Annotated in this window: 18 protein-coding genes; 12 read left to right on the forward strand and 6 right to left on the reverse strand. The window is 64.5% G+C overall.

The genetic code is table 11. The annotated features are described in order from the left end of the window. Window positions 1-3 precede the first annotated feature (3 nt). Window positions 4-816, reverse strand: a complete 813-nt coding sequence (gene fabI, locus J2R99_RS03150) for an enoyl-ACP reductase FabI (protein ID WP_307153033.1) — start codon at window positions 814-816, stop codon at window positions 4-6. A 125-nt stretch (window positions 817-941) separates the two neighbouring features. Between fabI and J2R99_RS03155 the strand changes: the two genes are divergently transcribed. Beyond that, on the forward strand, window positions 942-2,366 hold the full coding sequence (locus J2R99_RS03155) for an FAD-binding oxidoreductase (RefSeq protein WP_307153034.1): 1,425 nt from the start codon (window positions 942-944) through the stop codon (window positions 2,364-2,366). Continuing rightward, window positions 2,363-2,827, forward strand: a complete 465-nt coding sequence (locus J2R99_RS03160) for a GNAT family acetyltransferase (protein ID WP_307153035.1) — start codon at window positions 2,363-2,365, stop codon at window positions 2,825-2,827. Before J2R99_RS03155 ends, J2R99_RS03160 begins: the two co-directional genes overlap by 4 nt. Here the strand turns inward: J2R99_RS03160 and J2R99_RS03165 are convergent. Then, a complete protein-coding gene (locus tag J2R99_RS03165) occupies window positions 2,824-3,543 on the reverse strand; it encodes an SOS response-associated peptidase (RefSeq protein WP_307153036.1) in 720 nt (239 codons plus the stop codon). The genes J2R99_RS03160 and J2R99_RS03165 overlap by 4 nt on opposite strands. Before the next feature lie 41 nt (window positions 3,544-3,584). Here J2R99_RS03165 and J2R99_RS03170 point away from each other — a divergent pair, with 41 nt between their 5' ends. From J2R99_RS03170 to J2R99_RS03180, 3 genes are all read left to right on the forward strand, one after another. Next, on the forward strand, window positions 3,585-4,049 hold the full coding sequence (locus J2R99_RS03170; RefSeq protein WP_307153037.1) for an NUDIX hydrolase: 465 nt from the start codon (window positions 3,585-3,587) through the stop codon (window positions 4,047-4,049). Window positions 4,050-4,081: 32 nt separating this feature from the next. Further along, a complete protein-coding gene (locus J2R99_RS03175; protein WP_307153038.1) occupies window positions 4,082-4,525 on the forward strand; it encodes a TIGR02301 family protein in 444 nt (147 codons plus the stop codon). Window positions 4,526-4,721: 196 nt separating this feature from the next. Next, a complete protein-coding gene (locus J2R99_RS03180; RefSeq protein ID WP_307153039.1) occupies window positions 4,722-5,471 on the forward strand; it encodes a cytoplasmic protein in 750 nt (249 codons plus the stop codon). A 16-nt stretch (window positions 5,472-5,487) separates the two neighbouring features. Here the strand turns inward: J2R99_RS03180 and J2R99_RS03185 are convergent, their stop codons facing one another. Beyond that, window positions 5,488-6,912, reverse strand: a complete 1,425-nt coding sequence (locus tag J2R99_RS03185; RefSeq protein WP_307153040.1) for an MATE family efflux transporter — start codon at window positions 6,910-6,912, stop codon at window positions 5,488-5,490. A gap of 115 nt (window positions 6,913-7,027) precedes the next feature. Then, on the reverse strand, window positions 7,028-8,353 hold the full coding sequence (locus J2R99_RS03190) for a dihydroorotase (protein ID WP_307153041.1): 1,326 nt from the start codon (window positions 8,351-8,353) through the stop codon (window positions 7,028-7,030). Between the two features lie 88 nt (window positions 8,354-8,441). Here J2R99_RS03190 and ygfZ point away from each other — a divergent pair, with 88 nt between their 5' ends. The 7 genes from ygfZ (at window position 8,442) to ribB (ending at window position 14,328) form a co-directional block, all read left to right on the forward strand. After that, window positions 8,442-9,314, forward strand: coding sequence for a CAF17-like 4Fe-4S cluster assembly/insertion protein YgfZ (gene ygfZ, locus J2R99_RS03195; protein WP_307153042.1), 873 nt, complete (start codon window positions 8,442-8,444; stop codon window positions 9,312-9,314). Beyond that, the gene (locus J2R99_RS03200; protein WP_307153043.1) at window positions 9,307-9,936 is read left to right on the forward strand and encodes a YfbR-like 5'-deoxynucleotidase; all 630 of its coding nucleotides are present in this window, start codon (window positions 9,307-9,309) and stop codon (window positions 9,934-9,936) included. Before ygfZ ends, J2R99_RS03200 begins: the two co-directional genes overlap by 8 nt. Window positions 9,937-9,939: 3 nt before the next feature. Beyond that, window positions 9,940-10,455 carry a tyrosine phosphatase family protein gene (locus tag J2R99_RS03205; protein WP_307153044.1) on the forward strand — a complete coding sequence of 172 codons (516 nt, stop codon included), beginning with the start codon at window positions 9,940-9,942 and terminating at the stop codon, window positions 10,453-10,455. Beyond that, window positions 10,427-11,470 (forward strand): NUDIX hydrolase, encoded by a 1,044-nt coding sequence (locus J2R99_RS03210; protein ID WP_307153045.1) that lies wholly within the window; start codon window positions 10,427-10,429, stop codon window positions 11,468-11,470. Before J2R99_RS03205 ends, J2R99_RS03210 begins: the two co-directional genes overlap by 29 nt. Then, window positions 11,467-12,045: a histidine phosphatase family protein gene (locus tag J2R99_RS03215; RefSeq protein WP_307153046.1), complete on the forward strand. Its 579-nt coding sequence runs from the start codon at window positions 11,467-11,469 to the stop codon at window positions 12,043-12,045. The genes J2R99_RS03210 and J2R99_RS03215 overlap by 4 nt, the downstream gene beginning before the upstream one ends. A 76-nt stretch (window positions 12,046-12,121) precedes the next feature. Further along, window positions 12,122-13,219 carry a chorismate synthase gene (gene aroC, locus J2R99_RS03220; protein WP_307153047.1) on the forward strand — a complete coding sequence of 366 codons (1,098 nt, stop codon included), beginning with the start codon at window positions 12,122-12,124 and terminating at the stop codon, window positions 13,217-13,219. A 2-nt stretch (window positions 13,220-13,221) separates the two neighbouring features. Continuing rightward, window positions 13,222-14,328, forward strand: a complete 1,107-nt coding sequence (gene ribB / locus J2R99_RS03225) for a 3,4-dihydroxy-2-butanone-4-phosphate synthase (RefSeq protein WP_307153048.1) — start codon at window positions 13,222-13,224, stop codon at window positions 14,326-14,328. A 14-nt stretch (window positions 14,329-14,342) separates the two neighbouring features. Here ribB and J2R99_RS03230 read toward each other — a convergent pair whose 3' ends face one another. Together J2R99_RS03230 and J2R99_RS03235 are read right to left on the reverse strand one after the other, a co-directional pair. Beyond that, entirely contained in the window at window positions 14,343-14,621 is a 279-nt protein-coding gene (locus J2R99_RS03230) for a hypothetical protein (RefSeq protein ID WP_307153049.1), read from the reverse strand. Beyond that, window positions 14,621-15,697: a class I SAM-dependent methyltransferase gene (locus J2R99_RS03235; protein WP_307153050.1), complete on the reverse strand. Its 1,077-nt coding sequence runs from the start codon at window positions 15,695-15,697 to the stop codon at window positions 14,621-14,623. Before J2R99_RS03235 ends, J2R99_RS03230 begins: the two co-directional genes overlap by 1 nt.

A 15,697-nucleotide genomic window follows, 5' to 3' on the forward strand; every position in this document is an offset into this window, starting at 1 on the left:
CCTTCAAACCGTGGTGATGTCGGGCGCATCGACCGCCTTCATGCCGACCACGTGATAACCGGCATCGACGTGGTGCACTTCGCCGGTGACCGCGCGTCCCATATCGGAAAGGAGATAAAGCGCCGACTGGCCGACATCGTCGGGCGTGACGGTGCGGCGGAGCGGGGCGTTGTACTCGTTCCACTTCAAGATGTAGCGGAAATCGCCGATCGCAGAGGCTGCCAGCGTCTTGATCGGACCGGCGGAGATCGCGTTGACGCGAATGCCGGAAGGTCCGAGATCGACGGCGAGATAGCGCACGCTCGCCTCCAGCGCCGCCTTGGCCACGCCCATGACGTTGTAATGCGGCATCACCTTTTCCGCACCGTAATAGGTGAGCGTCAGGATCGAGCCGCCATTCGTCATCAGCTTTTCGGCGCGCTGTGCCAGCGCCGTCAGCGAATAGCAGGAGACGTAGAGCGATTTGTTGAAGTTCGCTTCGGTCGTGTCGATGTAGCGCCCGTCGAGTTCATCCTTGTCGGAATAGGCAACCGCATGGACCATGAAGTCGAGGCCGCCCCATTCGGAGCGGATCGTCTCGAAGACGGCGTCCATCGTGGCCCCGTCCGTCACATCGCAATGGCCGACCACCAATGCGTCGAGTTCTTTGGCAAGCGGTTCCACACGCCTCTTCAGAGCGTCGCCCTGATAGGTGAGCGCAAGCTGCGCCCCGGCGTCGCGCGCTGCCTTGGCGATGCCCCATGCAATGGATCGATTGTTGGCGATTCCGAGGATCAGTCCGCGTTTTCCCGCCATGATGCCGTTTGCTGCGGTCATATTTCTTCCGTTTGCTTTGCCTTTCGCGACGCCCGGCGCCCCATGAACGGTGCCGTAATGGCACGGGATTCTGAGTGCCGCAAGCAGGGCTTCACCTCCCGTCGCCAGCTGCTAATGTCGCTGCGATGAACGACAACCCGACCCAACAGACCATCGTCTCGACCCTTTCTGCCATCGTCGGCGAGACGCATGTCCTCACCAGCCCTGAGGAAACACGGCCTTATTGCGTGGAATGGCGCGATCTCTACTTCGGCGTGCCGGCGGCTGTCGTACGTCCCGCCTCGTCAGAAGAGGTCGCGGCCATCTTGCGCTTTGCAAACGAGACCGGCGTGTCGATCGTGCCGCAGGGCGGAAATACCGGCCTCGTCGGCGCCCAAGTGCCGGACGAGAGCGGGCGCGAAGTCGTTCTGACGCTCGAGCGGCTGAAAGCGATTCGCGACGTCGACCGCGAAGGTGCAACGCTCGTGGCAGAAGCCGGCGTCGTATTGGAGGAGATCCAGAAGGCCGCGAGCGAAGCAGGCCTGTTCTTTCCCTTGTCGCTCGGGGCACAGGGCTCCTGCCGCATCGGCGGCAACATCGCCACCAATGCCGGCGGCACGGGCGTGCTCGCCTATGGCAACACACGCGATCTCGTGCTCGGTCTCGAAGTGGTCATGGCCGACGGCACCATCTGGAACGGCCTGCGCCGGCTCCGGAAGGACAATACCGGCTACGACCTGAAACAGCTCTTCATCGGCTCGGAAGGCACGCTCGGTGTTATCACGGCAGCGTCTCTGAGGCTCTTTCCCGCCCCCAAGGGCCGCGCCGTCGCCTTTCTCGCGGTTGAAGACCCTCAGACGGCCCTCACGCTCTTTCGCCGGTTTTCGCAGACCGCCGGCTCGGCTCTGACCGGTTTCGAGCTGATGCCGCGCCTCGGGATCGACTTCGTGCTCAGGCACCAGGAGGGGACACGCGATCCGCTCGAGACGCCCTATCCGTGGTACTGCCTCGTGGAGATTTCCTCCGGCCGCAGCGAGGCGGAGGCGAGCGAGCTGATGGAGACGACGCTCGAAGCCGCCTTCGAGGCGGAGGAAGTGCTCGACGGCGCACCCGCCGCATCCCTCGCCCAGGCAGCCGAGTTCTGGCACATCCGCCACACGATGAGCGAGGTGCAGAAGAAGGAAGGCGGCTCCATCAAACACGACGTGTCGGTGCCGGTCGCCAAGATCCCCGAATTTTTGAGACGCGCATCGGCGGCTGTCACAGAGGCCGTGCCCGGCGCGCGGCCCCTGCCCTTCGGCCATCTCGGCGACGGCAACATCCATTACAATGTGAGCCAGCCCGTCGGCGCCGACCGGGACGAATTTCTGGCCCGCTGGGACGAGGTGAACAAAATCGTTCACGGCATCGTCGGGGAGCTGTCCGGCTCGATCTCGGCCGAGCACGGCATCGGGCGCTTGAAGCGCAAGCTCCTCGTGGAGGTGAAAAGCGAGATCGAGATCGATCTCATGCGCAGGATCAAGAACGCCTTCGATCCGAACGGCATCATGAACCCCGGACGTATGCTGTGACGTCACTTACGATCGCCGAATTCGACCGCGCAGATTTTGACCGCAAAAACGAAGATGCCCTCGTCGCGCTGTGGGAGCGCGCCGGCCTCACACGGCCATGGAACGAGCCGCGCCAGGATGTCCGCTTCGCCCTTGCCGCACCCACAAGCACGATCCTCGTCGGACGCAGGCGCGATGACGATCAACTGGTCGCCTGCGTGATGGTCGGCCATGACGGGCATCGCGGCGCCGTCTATTACGTGGCGACGGACCCGGACTGGCGCGGCCATGGCTTCGGCCGGGAGATGATGGCGGCGGCGGAGGCCTGGCTTGCCGCGAAAGGCATCTGGAAGCTCAATCTTCTCATTCGCGGCGACAACGAGATCGCCAAAGGCTTCTACGAAGCGATCGGCTTCCAGGCTCAGGATCGCATCTGTATGCAGAAGGAGATCCGGGCAGCGGAAAAACCTGCAGCCGATTAAAGCAACCTCTGCTGCACCGGTTTTGCCGGGGGAGTCTCCGCATCCTCGGACACCGCCTCGATCAGTCCGGGATCATCGTCGGCGACGCGGTTCACCCGCCGTGAGACAGGCGTCGCCTGCAGCGTCTCCGCCCCAAGATCGGTGAGGATCGACAAGGCGGCGTCGGTCATGTCCTCGCCCGCAAGCCACAGCGCAAAATTGTCCGCCGCAATCATCGCCGGGCGCCGATGATGCACCTCGTCGAGGGGCGGCTCGGCCGCGACCGTGATGATGGCGGCGGTGTCGATCTCGCTCCCGTCCGCACCGATCCAGGTCTCCCAGATGCCTGCGAAGGCGACAGGCCCGCCCTTCTTCGGTGCGATCCAATAGGGTTGCTTCGGCCCTTTGCTCCGCGTCTGCCACTCATAGAAGCCGGAAGCCGGAACGAGGCAGCGGCGCCTGCGAATGGCGTTGCGGAACGCCGGCTTTTCGCGGATATCCTCCGCCCGCGCATTGATGAGGAGCGGAAAGCGCGTCGTATCCTTGACCCAGGACGGCAGGAAACCCCAGCGCATGGGGACGCCTTCGACGCCGTCGAATCCCTGGCGGATGACGACGATCGGCTGCGTCGGGGCGATGTTGTAGCGGGGCGGCAGGAGACGCTCGTCGAAAACGGCGAGGTCGAAAAGCTCCTTGATGACGTCGGCCGGCATGGCCAGAACGAAGCGTCCGCACATAGGCTCTGTGTATCAGCGCCATGCGGCAAAAGGGAGAGCGGATGACAAAGCCGGGCACGAGTTCAGAAAGACCGGCCACCGATCCCGTCGATGGCGCGAGCATCGTGCTTCTCAAGCGCACGGCCGTCCTCCTGGTCCGCCGCAGCAAACCGCCCTTCAGCGCCGTCTGGAGCTTCCCCGGCGGCCATGTGGAGCCCGGCGAAACAGCAGAAGCAGCGGCACGCCGCGAGCTGATGGAGGAGACAGGACTTTCCGCCGGCCCCCTCGTCTCGCTCGGACGTCATGAGACGGGCGGCACCCCATCGAAACATCTCAAAGTCTTCACCGCCCATCATTGCGGCGGCGAGCCCGTGGCCGGCGACGATGTCGACCGCGCGATCTTCGTCCCCTTCGAGGAGGTTGGTGGGCTGCCGCTTACGCCCGGCGCGATCGCGTTCATCGCAAAAGCAATCGCTGCGGGCGTTGCACATGAGGAGGACGGGGTATGCGCCCTCGCATCGGCTTGAAGCGAGAAAGACCCCGGCGCATGATCGTAACGATGCGGCGCCCTTCTTTTCTTCTGATCCTCGTGTTCTTGATCTCTCTCGCGGCCGGCCAGACCGGCATCGGCTTCCTTGGCACGGCCTCTGCGCAGGAAGGCGGCGACGCTGCGGCTTCGCAGAAATCCTCCGAGCCCCCGCCCCCGATCTACGAGCCGAAGCTCCTGCGCCTGTCGGAGCTTCTGGGCGCCCTCTATTTCCTGCGCAATCTCTGCGGCGCGGATGACGGGCCGGCCTGGAAGGCCGATATGGAGGCGATGCTCGCGGCCGAGGCGCCAGGCCCGGAACGCAAGGCACGGCTCATCGGGCGCTTCAACCATGGCTTTGAGACGTACAACGCCGTCTATGAAAACTGCACGCCGGCTGCCGAGGCGAGCATCGCCCGCTATCTGAAGGAAAGCGCGGAGATCGCCTCCGACATCCGCACCCGCTACGGGCAGTAAACGCGGCGGGCGGAGAGGGAAAGCCAACGGGGGGTCATGCAGGAATTTGCGTGCTGCCTCGCTCTCGCCATCGAAACCGGCAGAAATTCATGATGGGCAAAAAGGGGGATTGGTCGAGATGACCGACACAGCCGGAGCGGGCGCCGTCGCGGCATTCGCCGCATCGACGCAGAGACAAGATCGATCGGAGGCATCCGTGCCTCGAAACGCTCGGAGGTTCGGCGGCGTCGCGGCGATCGCCACGGCATTTTTCCTTGGGCTCAGCGCAACCGCCTTCGCACAGGATGATGCCGGCTCGGAGAATGCGCCAGCTGCGGCCTCGGACGAGCAGGCGACGCCGGCACCCGCGACACCGGCCGAGGGCCAATCGGATGAGGAAGCGGAGCCGGCCCCGGAGACCGGTGAGGCGCGCGAAGCGCCGGCACAGGCCGCGCCTCGAGATTCGCAGGCGGCAGCCGAGCCCGGCAAGGCCGTGCCGGAATATCTCGATGTCCTGAAGGGCGAGCAGGCGATGCCCGAGCCCGTGCGCAAAACCTGGGAGGCGCTGCATGAGGCAGCGCTCTCCGGCGATATCGAGCGGCTCAGACCTCTGATCGAGGCGCAGGATCCGGCACCCGCCTTCGGCTTCGACAATGTCGGCGATCCGATCGACTATCTGAAATCTCTGTCCGGCGATCCGGAAGGCCGGGAGATGCTCGCCATCATGCTGGAAATCCTGGAGAGCGATTTCCTTTATGTCGATCGCGACAGCCCCAATGCGATGTATCTCTGGCCGTATTTCGCGCGCTATCCGCTCGACCGGCTCTCGCCGCAGCAGATGGTGCAGCTTTTCACGCTGATCACGGCCGGCGACTGGCAGGATATCAAGTCCTACGGCGCCTACATCTTCTTCCGTCTCGGCATCAGCCCGGACGGGCGCTGGCACTTCTTCCTGGCCGGCGACTGACCGCGCCTCCCCGCGCCTATTGTGCAGGCGTCGCCGCCTTGCCTTTGCGCCAACGCCCGACCGTCTCGGCGAGAAGTGCCCAGGCACCGATGATGCTCGTATCGAGGTGCAGCCGCTGGCGCACGGCCCATGCGAGCCAGATGGAGCGAATGGTGAGCGCAAGCGTCGTGGCAATCGCAGCCCCGGTAATCCCGAAGGGAATGATCAAGGCGACGTTCAGCAAACCGTTGATGACGACCATCACCACATAGGTCGTTGCCGAGAGGTGGCTGAAGCCGGTCATGTTGAGGATGTCCTCGGCCGGCCCGAAGATCGCCCGCGCCACCATGCCGACGGAGAGGATGAGGAGGACGTTGTAGCCCGCCTCGAAGCCTTCGCCGAAAAGCTGCAGAAGCCACATGCCCGTGGTGACGACCAGGACCGTGACACCGGTCGAGGCCACGAAAGTCACAAGGCTCACTTCGCGCGTCAGCGTCGTCAGCCGCGCCTGGTCGCCCGCCGCATGGCTCGCGGAGAAGAGATGCGCGGACCCGACGGAGGCCGCATAGGGGATGAAGGCCACCACCTGCACGATGCGTGTCGCCGCGAAATAGATGCCGATCTGCGCCGGGCTCACGAAGAAGGAGAGCACGATCACCGCCATATAGGCGAAGAGGTGGAACATCCCCTGCAGGACGGCGAACGGCGCGGAGCCGATGAACCATTCCTTCGGCCGATAGGCGCGCGGACCAGCCGGCACGGTTTTCTTGAGACGGCCGAGGATCTGGTAGGATTGCCAGATGGTTGCCGTCGCCATCGCCAGAATGGTGCAGGCAAAAGCTGTGACGGCGCTCGCTTCGAAGCCGAGCGCCACGGCCGCGACCATATAAACGAGAATGAGCGCGTGGCGCAGGATATAGACCGGAAACAGCGCCGGTATCGTCCAGAAATAGGCGCGCCCGACATCTTCCAGATAGGCCTGGAAGCAGCCGAAAGGCATCGCCACCGCCATCAGCAGCAGCGGATAAACGTACGCGTTCTCGATCCACGATCCGGCGAAATAGACGCCGAGGCCGAAGAGCACCGCGAAGACGACGGGCGCCGCAAACGAGGCAATTCCTGCAAAGCGCAGAAACCCGCGGAGTTGATCGTCCTCGCCGGTTTCGCGCAAAGCCGCCACATAGCGCACCGGCGAATCGCCGAAGCCCAATGTGCTGATCGCGCCGAAGACGAGAAGCCAGACCCAGGTGAAGGCGAAGATGCCGTATTCGAACTGCCCCATCAGGCGCGCCAGAACGACCTGAGTTCCGTAAGCGAGAACGGCGTTTGCGACCCGCAGGGCAAGGGCGATCAGAGAGGCGCGGCGCGCGCGGGCCCGTTCATCGCTGTTGGCGAGGACATTGCGGGCAAGCGCCAGGAAGCCGCGCACGCGGCCCGCCGGCATCTCCTGATCAGGAATCAATGCGAGAGCTCCCGCTGGTGGTTATCTACTCCTTAGCAGATCCGTTGCATTTGCAGAGAAAGCTCACGAAACGGAGTTAAGAACGCCTTGAAACAATCCCGCTTCGTGTGACGCCTCAGGCCGAGGCCCAGAACCGCACCGGTTCACCGATCGAGGCCGTGGTGATCTCGCCCTCCCACATCACCCGCTTGCCGCGGATGATCGTTCCGACCGGAGCACCCGTGATCGGCTTGCCGTCATAGGGCGTCCATTTGGAGCGCGAACCCATCGAGGCGTTGGTGATCGTCGTCTCCCGCTTCAGATCGACGAGCGTCAGATCGGCGTCGTAGCCTACGGCGACGCGGCCCTTGCCGCGAATGCCGAAGAGCCGCGCCGGGCCCGCACTCGTCATGTCCATCAAGCGCAGAAGCGACAGCCGCCCCTTCGCGACATGGTCGAGCATGACCGGCAGAAGCGTCTGCACGCCCGGCATGCCGGAGGGCGAGGCCGGATAGACCGCCGCCTTTTCTTCCAATGTATGCGGGGCATGGTCGGAGCCCAGAATGTCGGCTGTGCCGTTTTCCACGCCTTTCCACAGGCCAGCGCGATGCTCCGCGCCGCGCACCGGCGGGTTCATCTGCAAAAGTGTGCCGAGACGGCCATATTCCTCCGCAGAGAGGGTCAGATGGTGGGGCGTCACCTCGATCGAGGCGACATCCTTGTGCGCGGCGAGGAAGGCCATCTCCTCGGCCGTGGAGACATGCAGGATGTGGATCGCCGCGCCGGTGCGCCGGGCGATCGAAACCAGCCTGCGGGTAGAGGACAGCGCCGCCTCCGCATCGCGCCAGACCGGGTGGCTCGACGGGTCGTTCTCGCGCCGCTCGTCGAGCCGCGCCTTCAGCCGCATCTCGTCTTCGCTGTGGAAGGCGGCACGGCGGCGGGTGTTCCTCAAGATCGCCTCGACCCCCTCGTCGTCGGCCACGAGAAGATCGCCGGTCGAGGAGCCCATGAAGACCTTGATGCCGGCAGCGCCCGGCAAACGCTCCAGCTCGGCCACGTCCTTGGCATTGGCATGGGTGCCGCCGACCCAGAAGGCGTGATCGCAATGCATACGCCCGCGCGCCCGGGCGAGCTTGTCCGCAAGCATTTCCGCGGAGGTCGTCAAAGGCTTGGTGTTGGGCATTTCGAAGACGGCGGTGACCCCGCCGAGAACGGCCGCCCGAGAACCCGTTTCCAGATCCTCCTTGTGTTCGGCGCCCGGTTCGCGGAAATGCACCTGCGTATCGATGACGCCCGGCAGAATGTGCAGACCGGTTGCGTCGATGACTTCGCCGGCGTCGGCGCCGGAAAGATCACCGAGAGCAGCGATGCGACCGCCCTTCACGCCGATGTCGCGCGGGCCGATGCCGTCGTGGTTGATGAGGATCGCACCACGGACGAGAAGATCGAAGTTCTGAGCCATGCTCGCTGCTTGCCAATTGCCGGCTTTGAACGCAAGCAGGATTGCCCCCGCACGGCATACGCCTTAGCTGAGTGTCGAGGATTTCATCATGCCGCTTGCACATTTGACCGACAGAGCCGTGGTCCTGGTGGCAGGGCCGGATGCGCATAATCTCCTGCACAATCTCGTCACCTGTTCGATGGACGAGGTGGAGAGTGCGGGCATCGCCTATGGCGCACTCCTGTCACCCCAGGGCAAAATTCTCTTCGATTTTCTCATCCACCGCCGGGACGAAGGTTTCGCGATCGACCTGCGGTCGGAGGAGGCGGAGAGCTTCATCAAGCGGATGACGCTTTACCGTCTGCGCGCCAAGGTCGAGATCTCTCGCGACGACGGCCTCGCCGTCTTCGCCGCTTGGGGCGATGGCGATGTGGCGCCAGAGGCGCCGGCAGATCCAAGGCAGGCGGCGCTCGGACGGCGTTTCGTCGCCGCGCCTGACAGCGTCTCGGCCGATGCCGATCTTGCCGCCTATCACGCGCACCGCATCGCCTGCGGCATTCCCGAAGGCGGCATCGACTTCGTCTTCGGCGATGCCTTCCCGCACGACGCGGCGATGGACAGCCTTCACGGCGTCTCCTTCCAGAAGGGCTGCTATGTCGGCCAAGAGGTCGTGTCTCGCATGCAGCATCGCGGCACCGCGCGGCGGAGAATCGTCACGATCGAGGCCGTGGAAGCAGGCAATTCCCTGCCCGAAAGCGGCGCGGAGATCATGGCTGGCGAGCGGGCGATCGGGCGCTTCGGCTCCTCAGCAAATGGCAAAGGCATCGGCCTTGTTCGCCTCGACCGGCTCGCCGAGGCTCTAGAGCAGGATCTGCCCGTCTCGGCCGGCCGCATCACCGTGACGGCAAAACTGCCCGGATGGGCGACCTATTCCTGGCCTGCGACGGGGACAGAAACCGGCGGGACTTCGAACAATGGCTGACCGGGCAAACGCCCCTGCGCGTGCCTGGCAGCGGATGCTCTCGGGCCGCCGGCTGGATCTTCTCGACCCGTCGCCGCTCGACGTCGAACTCGGCGACATTGCGCATGGGCTTGCGCGCGTGGCGCGCTGGAACGGCCAGACCCGGGGCGACCATGCCTATTCGGTGGCACAGCACTCGCTTCTGGTGGAGGCTCTGCTTGCCGAACTGAAGCCGGACATCACCCTGGACGAGCGGCTTTTCGCGCTCCTCCACGATGCGCCGGAATATGTCATCGGCGACATGATCTCGCCCTTCAAGGCTGTGCTCGGTGAAGAATACAAAGGCGTGGAGCGGCGTCTGCAGCATGCAATTCATCTGCGCTTCGCGCTTGCCGCCGATGTCGAGCCGAAGCTTCACCGCATGATCAAGAAGGCCGATCAAACGGCTGCCTATTGGGAGGCGACGCGGCTTGCGGGCTTTCAGGAGAAAGAGGCGCGGCGCTTTTTCGGCGATCCGTCTCTCAATCCGGACGAGAACCTCCTCGATCCCTGGCCCGCCACCGAAGCAGAGCGTCGCTTCCTGGCCCGTTTTGCCGAGATCGAGGCCCTGAACGAGACCCTGCCACGCGCAAGGACCGCCTGAGAAATGCCGGAAATCTACGTCTGCCCGTTGTCGAAGCTTGCGGCGACCGTCGAACAGAGTGGCGCCCGCCATATCGCCACCTTGATCAATGCGGGCACCGAGGTGCCGCGCCCTGAAAGCGTGCCGCAAGACAACCACCTGTTTCTCGGCTTCAACGACATCTCCGAAGCGATGCAGGGGATGACCCTGCCGGCCCAAGAACATGTCGGCCGTTTTGTCGACTTCGTGGAAGCCTGGGATCGGACGACGCCGCTCGTCGTGCATTGCTGGGCGGGCATCAGCCGTTCCACCGCCGGTGCCTTCATCGCCTTTTGTGCGCTGCGCCCGGATGCGAGCGAAGACCTCGTCGCGAGAAGGCTGCGCCAGCGTTCGCCACAGGCGACCCCCAACCGCCGTCTCGTTGCTCTCGCCGACGCGTATCTGAAGCGGGACGGACGCATGATTGCGGCGATCGAAGCGATCGGCCGCGGCGCCAACGCGTTTGAAGGCAATGTCTTCTCCCTCTCCCTCGACGAATGAACCCGCACGCATCCCCACCTCCGAAGCGGAGGTCGAGGGCAGCGCGCGCATCGAAGTCGGCCTCAACGCCGCCATCGTCGCCGTCGATCGGCTGACGCCGCTCATCCTCGTCGTGCGGCCGGGCGACACGGACGGAGAGGACGGCCTGCCCTTCGGGCCATTCGACCCGGTCGAGCATCGCACCATGGAGATCGGGCTGCGCGCCTGGGTGGCGGAGCAGACGCGCCTCAAGCTCGGCTATGTGGAGCAGCTTTACACATTCGGCGATCGCGGACGCCACGCAAGGCGCGGCGATATCGGCCCGCATGTCATGACGATCGGCTATCTCGCGCTCACCCGCCGCCTCGAAGACGATGAAACGGCGTTGCGCGAATCCGGCGCGCAATGGCGTCCCTGGTACGCCTATTTTCCCTGGGAGGATTGGCGTCAGGGTCGGCCCGCGATCCTCGACACGGCGATCGAGCCTCTGCTGAAGCGCTGGTGCGCGATGGCGCCCGCGGCGGAACGGCCGGATCGGCCGCTCGCACGCCAGGAGCGGGTGAAGATCGCCTTCGGCTGGGACGGCCTCCCCTGGGACGAGGAGCGTGTGTTGGAGCGCTACGAACTGCTCTATGAGGCCGGGCTCGTGCTGGAGGCGGGCCGCGACGGGCGCCAGAGTGCTGCTTTATGGGAAGACCTTCCTCGGCTCGGGCGACACATGCGCTTCGACCACCGACGCATCCTCGCCACCGCCATCGGGCGCCTGCGCGGCAAGTTGAAATACCGGCCGCTGATTTTCGAGCTCATTGCCGATTCCTTCACCCTCACCGAATTGCAGAAGGTAGTGGAAGCGATTTCCGGCCGTCATCTGCACAAACAGAACTTTAGGCGGCTTGTGGAACAGACACGAGTCGTGGAACAAACCGGCGAAACCAGCATCTCAACGGGGGGCCGACCGGCCGCCCTTTTCCGGTTCAGGCGAGATATCATGAAAGAGGGTGCCATGGGCGGATTGCGACTGCGAGCTCGGCTATGAGAGATGTCCTTTTGCTCATTCGGCACGGCCAGACGGACTGGAACCTGGAAGGCCGCTTCCAGGGCGCACGGGAAGTCCCGATCAACGCCGTCGGGCGCGAACAGGCGCAGCGCAACGGCCGCGTTCTGCCGTCGCTTCTCGGCGAGCATGACTGGCAATTCGTCGCCTCGCCGCTCGGCCGAGCGCAGGAGACGATGCGCATCATCCTGGAAAATGCCGGCAGACCCGACCAGCCTTTCGTGACGCACGATCCGCTCAAGGAAGTCTGCTTCGGGGCATGGGAGGCGCGCACGCTCAAGGAGCTTCGCGAGACGGATCCCGAGGCGGTCGCCACGCGCAAGCGCGACAAGTGGAATTACGTGCCTCCGGAGGGCGAGAGCTACGCGATGCTCGCCGAGCGGTTCGGCGAATGGTTCAAGACACGCCAGGGCCGCCACGTGATCGTGGCGCATGGCGGCATCACTCGGGTAGCGCTCCATCTCCTTTCGGGCATGCCGTCTGCATCCGTGCCGCAATTCTTCATTCCGCACGACCGGATCATCGCCATCTTCGACGGCAAGGCGCTTGTAATCTGAGGTCGCAGACCCTTCTATCGTCCGCCAAAACCCTCTAGAAACGGCCCTTGTCCAGCCGAGGCGCCAAGAAGCGCAGATGTCTCACAATTCCTTCGGTCAGCTTTTCCGCATCACCACCTGGGGCGAAAGCCACGGCAAAGCGATCGGCTGCGTCGTCGATGGCTGCCCGCCAGGGATTCCGATCACCGAGGCGGAGATCCAGGCCGAGCTCGACCGCAGGCGACCGGGACAGTCGCGTTTCACGACGCAACGCCAGGAACCGGACCAGGTCAAGATCCTCTCCGGCGTCTTCGAGGACGACCGCACCGGCGGTCCCGTCACCACCGGCACGCCGATCTCGCTTCTCATCGAAAACGTCGATCAGCGGTCGCGCGATTATTCGGAAATTCGCGACCGATATCGGCCCGGCCACGCCGACTACACCTACGACGTCAAATACGGTGTGCGCGATTATCGCGGGGGCGGCCGTTCCTCGGCGCGCGAAACGGCGATGCGGGTCGCGGCCGGAGCGATCGCTCGCAAGATCCTGCCCGACGTCACGATCCGCGGCGCGCTCGTCGAACTCGGCGGCATCGCGATCGACCGCGACCGCTTCGACTGGGCGGAGACGGCCAACAATCCCTTCTTCTCGCCCGATAAAGAGGCTGCCAAAAAATGGGCCGCCCATCTCGACGAGATCCGCAAGTCCGGCTCTTCGGTCGGAGCGATCGTCGAAGTCGTGGCAGAAGGCGTGCCGGCAGGCATCGGCGCCCCGATCTACGGCAAGCTCGACCAGGATCTCGCTTCGGCGATGATGTCGATCAACGCGGTGAAGGGCGTTGAAATCGGCAATGGTTTCGAAGCGGCGCGCATTCGCGGCGAGGAGAATGCCGATCCGATGCGCGCCGGCAATGACGGGCGGCCGCGCTTCCTGTCGAACAATGCGGGCGGCGTGCTCGGCGGCATTTCCACCGGTCAGCCGGTGGTCGTGCGCTTCGCCGTCAAACCCACCTCTTCCATCCTGACGCCTGTTCCGAGCGTGACGGCGACGGGCGAAGAGGTCGACGTCTTCACCAAAGGCCGGCACGATCCCTGTGTCGGCATCCGTGCTGTGCCGGTGGGCGAGGCCATGATGGCGCTCGTCCTTGCCGACCATTATCTCAGGCAAAGAGCCCAAAGCGGCAGTCAGACATAGATATGAGCGAACAGGTTGGAAAAGTCGCGGAGGCTATACGCGCCTTCGAACGCGGCGAAATTGTCGTTGTCACCGATGACGACGACCGCGAGAACGAAGGCGATCTCTTCGTCGCTGCGGTCCATTGCACGGCGGAGAAGATGGCCTTCATCATCCGCCATACGAGCGGCATCGTCTGTGCGCCGCTGCCGCGCGACATGGCGGAACGTCTGCGCCTCGATCCGATGGTGAGCGCCAACGACGCGCCGCTCAACACGGCCTTCACCGTTTCCGTCGATTTCCGCCACGGCCTCACCACCGGCATCTCGGCCGAAGAGCGTACGGCAACTGTGCGGGCGCTCGCCAATGCCAATATCGGTGCCGCCGATTTCGTGCGCCCGGGCCATGTCTTTCCGCTTCTCGCACGCGACGGCGGCGTTCTCGTCCGCTCCGGCCATACGGAGGCCTGTGTCGATCTCTGCAAGCTCGCAGGCCTGCCACCCGTCGGCGTCCTCTCCGAGCTCGTCAATGACGATGGCACGGTGGCGCGCGGCGAAGAGGTCCGGGCCTTTGCCGAGAAGCACAATCTCGTACGCGTGTCCGTTGCCGACCTCATCGCCTGGCGGCAGCGCAACGAAAAGCTCATCGAGCGCGTCACAGAGCAAAAGATCTCGACGCCTGCAGGGCCTGCGACGGCCTACAGCTTCGTCACGCCGCTCGATCCCATGGACCATCTGGCGGTCGTCTTCGGCGATATCCGCGACGGGAAGGGAATTCCGGTTCGCCTGCATCTGGAATCCGTCCTCGACGACGTCTTCGGTACCAAAAAGATGCTCGACGACGTGATGCAGGATTTCGCCGAGCGCGGCCGCGGCGTCATCGTCTATTTGCGCGACGGTTCCGTCGGTGTCGCAAGACAGTCACGGCGTATGCGCGACGTCGAAGGCGGTGAAGCCCACGCTTCGGCGGAAGGCCGCAAGGAAGCCTGGCGGGAAGTCGGCCTCGGCGCCCAGATCCTGCGCGATCTCGGCGTGCACTCGATCAGGCTGCTTGCCACGCGCGAGCGCCATTATGTCGGCCTCAAGGGCTTCGGCATCGAGATCGAAGATACGGAAATTCTCGACGGCTGAGACTGGCCTAGGCCTCAGACGACGGGCCTGCGGGGATAGCGCCGCGGGCTCGTTTTCCTGAGGGTACGCCCGAGGCGCCCAGCGCGACGTTCCAGAAAGCCGACGCCGCGATCGAAAAGCGGCGCACGGATGCGTACGCCCGTGACGAGGCGCGTGGCCGAGCGGCTCGAAGCCACGATCAGGACGAGAGACAGCGCAAAAAGCGGCGCGCCAAGGGGAATCGGTGTCGCGATGAAGGCGACGCCGACGATGAAACAAAGGAACGCCAGAAACAGGATCGAAACACGCCGCATCAGTTAGGTCGTTCCTTACGAAACTCCATGACTTTGGAGAAGAAAGCGTTGCGGCTTTCCTTGAGGACGAGCCCGTGCGGCGCGAAAATGCGCGCGAGATCTTCCTTGAGGTAGCCCTGATAATAGGGTTCGTGGAAAAGCTGCGGAAAGAGCTCCAAGAGCCCGTTATAATCCGGCGCATCGCCCGTCTGCAGCGAATCGACCAGGACGAAGGTGCCTCCCGGCTTCATCACGCGGGCGATCTCTTCAGCCACCTGTCGGCGCACCTTCGGCGGCAGTTCGTGGAAGAGATAGATGGCGGTCGCCACGTCGAGGCTCGCATCGGCAAGCGGCAGCGCTTCCGCCTTGGCAACCGCGGGCCTCAGCGTTGCCACGCGGCCGATATGGCGGCGCGTCTCGTTCAGATAGGATTCCGACAGATCGGTCGCAAAAAGCGGCAGCCGCGGATAGGCCCCGCGCAGCTCGGCCGTGAACCGGCCGGTGCCGCAGGCGAGGTCGGCGGCAAGACAGGTGCGCTGGTCACGACCTTTCAGGGCGTTGGCGACCGGCACCAGCGCCTGACGGCGCATCGCTCCGGCAGCGCCCGAGAACAGCACTTCGACCTGCATGTCGTAGAGACGCGCGGATTCCTCGGTCATCCAGCCGCCGCTCTGGAAGTGGAAGTTCTGCATATAATAGCGCGGCCGGCGACCTTCGAAGGACGAGCCGATTTCCTGGTGCGCGCCCTCGCGACGACGGCGCGCGACCTCGGGCACATCGGCGAAAAACGCCCGCGAGGTCGCGACGAGCTGGCGGAAATCCGCCTCGTCGCCGTCCGGCAAAGGGTAAAGGCCTGCCCGCGCATTGGCATAATCGCGCGCCAGAAGGGCCGCCACATCCCGCAACAGCCGACCCATCGACGGGACGGGCGTGGAAGGGGGCTCGACACGGGGCGTCGCCTCTGGATGGCGCGCCGCAATCCGGCGCACCATGCGGCGCATCACGAGGCCATGGCCGGTGTACCAAGCGACGCGCGCACCCTGCGTCGCCGCATAGCGCATTCCGCTTGTCCAATCCTCGATAGACACAGACGCCAT

The organism is Rhodopseudomonas julia (assembly GCF_030813515.1).
GTDB classification, from domain to species: Bacteria; Pseudomonadota; Alphaproteobacteria; order Rhizobiales; family Afifellaceae; genus Afifella; species Afifella julia.

What these genes read in the sequence shown, in the direction of transcription:
- fabI (WP_307153033.1), bottom strand. Translation starts at nt 816, where the DNA reads ATGACCGCAGCAAACGGCATCATGGCGGGAAAACGCGGACTGATCCTC.
- J2R99_RS03155 (WP_307153034.1), top strand. Translation starts at nt 942, where the DNA reads ATGAACGACAACCCGACCCAACAGACCATCGTCTCGACCCTTTCTGCC.
- J2R99_RS03165 (WP_307153036.1), bottom strand. Translation starts at nt 3,543, where the DNA reads ATGTGCGGACGCTTCGTTCTGGCCATGCCGGCCGACGTCATCAAGGAG.
- J2R99_RS03170 (WP_307153037.1), top strand. Translation starts at nt 3,585, where the DNA reads ATGACAAAGCCGGGCACGAGTTCAGAAAGACCGGCCACCGATCCCGTC.
- J2R99_RS03175 (WP_307153038.1), top strand. Translation starts at nt 4,082, where the DNA reads ATGCGGCGCCCTTCTTTTCTTCTGATCCTCGTGTTCTTGATCTCTCTC.
- J2R99_RS03190 (WP_307153041.1), bottom strand. Translation starts at nt 8,353, where the DNA reads ATGGCTCAGAACTTCGATCTTCTCGTCCGTGGTGCGATCCTCATCAAC.
- ygfZ (WP_307153042.1), top strand. Translation starts at nt 8,442, where the DNA reads ATGCCGCTTGCACATTTGACCGACAGAGCCGTGGTCCTGGTGGCAGGG.
- J2R99_RS03200 (WP_307153043.1), top strand. Translation starts at nt 9,307, where the DNA reads ATGGCTGACCGGGCAAACGCCCCTGCGCGTGCCTGGCAGCGGATGCTC.
- J2R99_RS03205 (WP_307153044.1), top strand. Translation starts at nt 9,940, where the DNA reads ATGCCGGAAATCTACGTCTGCCCGTTGTCGAAGCTTGCGGCGACCGTC.
- J2R99_RS03210 (WP_307153045.1), top strand. Translation starts at nt 10,427, where the DNA reads ATGTCTTCTCCCTCTCCCTCGACGAATGAACCCGCACGCATCCCCACC.
- J2R99_RS03215 (WP_307153046.1), top strand. Translation starts at nt 11,467, where the DNA reads ATGAGAGATGTCCTTTTGCTCATTCGGCACGGCCAGACGGACTGGAAC.
- aroC (WP_307153047.1), top strand. Translation starts at nt 12,122, where the DNA reads ATGTCTCACAATTCCTTCGGTCAGCTTTTCCGCATCACCACCTGGGGC.
- ribB (WP_307153048.1), top strand. Translation starts at nt 13,222, where the DNA reads ATGAGCGAACAGGTTGGAAAAGTCGCGGAGGCTATACGCGCCTTCGAA.
- J2R99_RS03230 (WP_307153049.1), bottom strand. Translation starts at nt 14,621, where the DNA reads ATGCGGCGTGTTTCGATCCTGTTTCTGGCGTTCCTTTGTTTCATCGTC.
- J2R99_RS03235 (WP_307153050.1), bottom strand. Translation starts at nt 15,697, where the DNA reads ATGGCGTCTGTGTCTATCGAGGATTGGACAAGCGGAATGCGCTATGCG.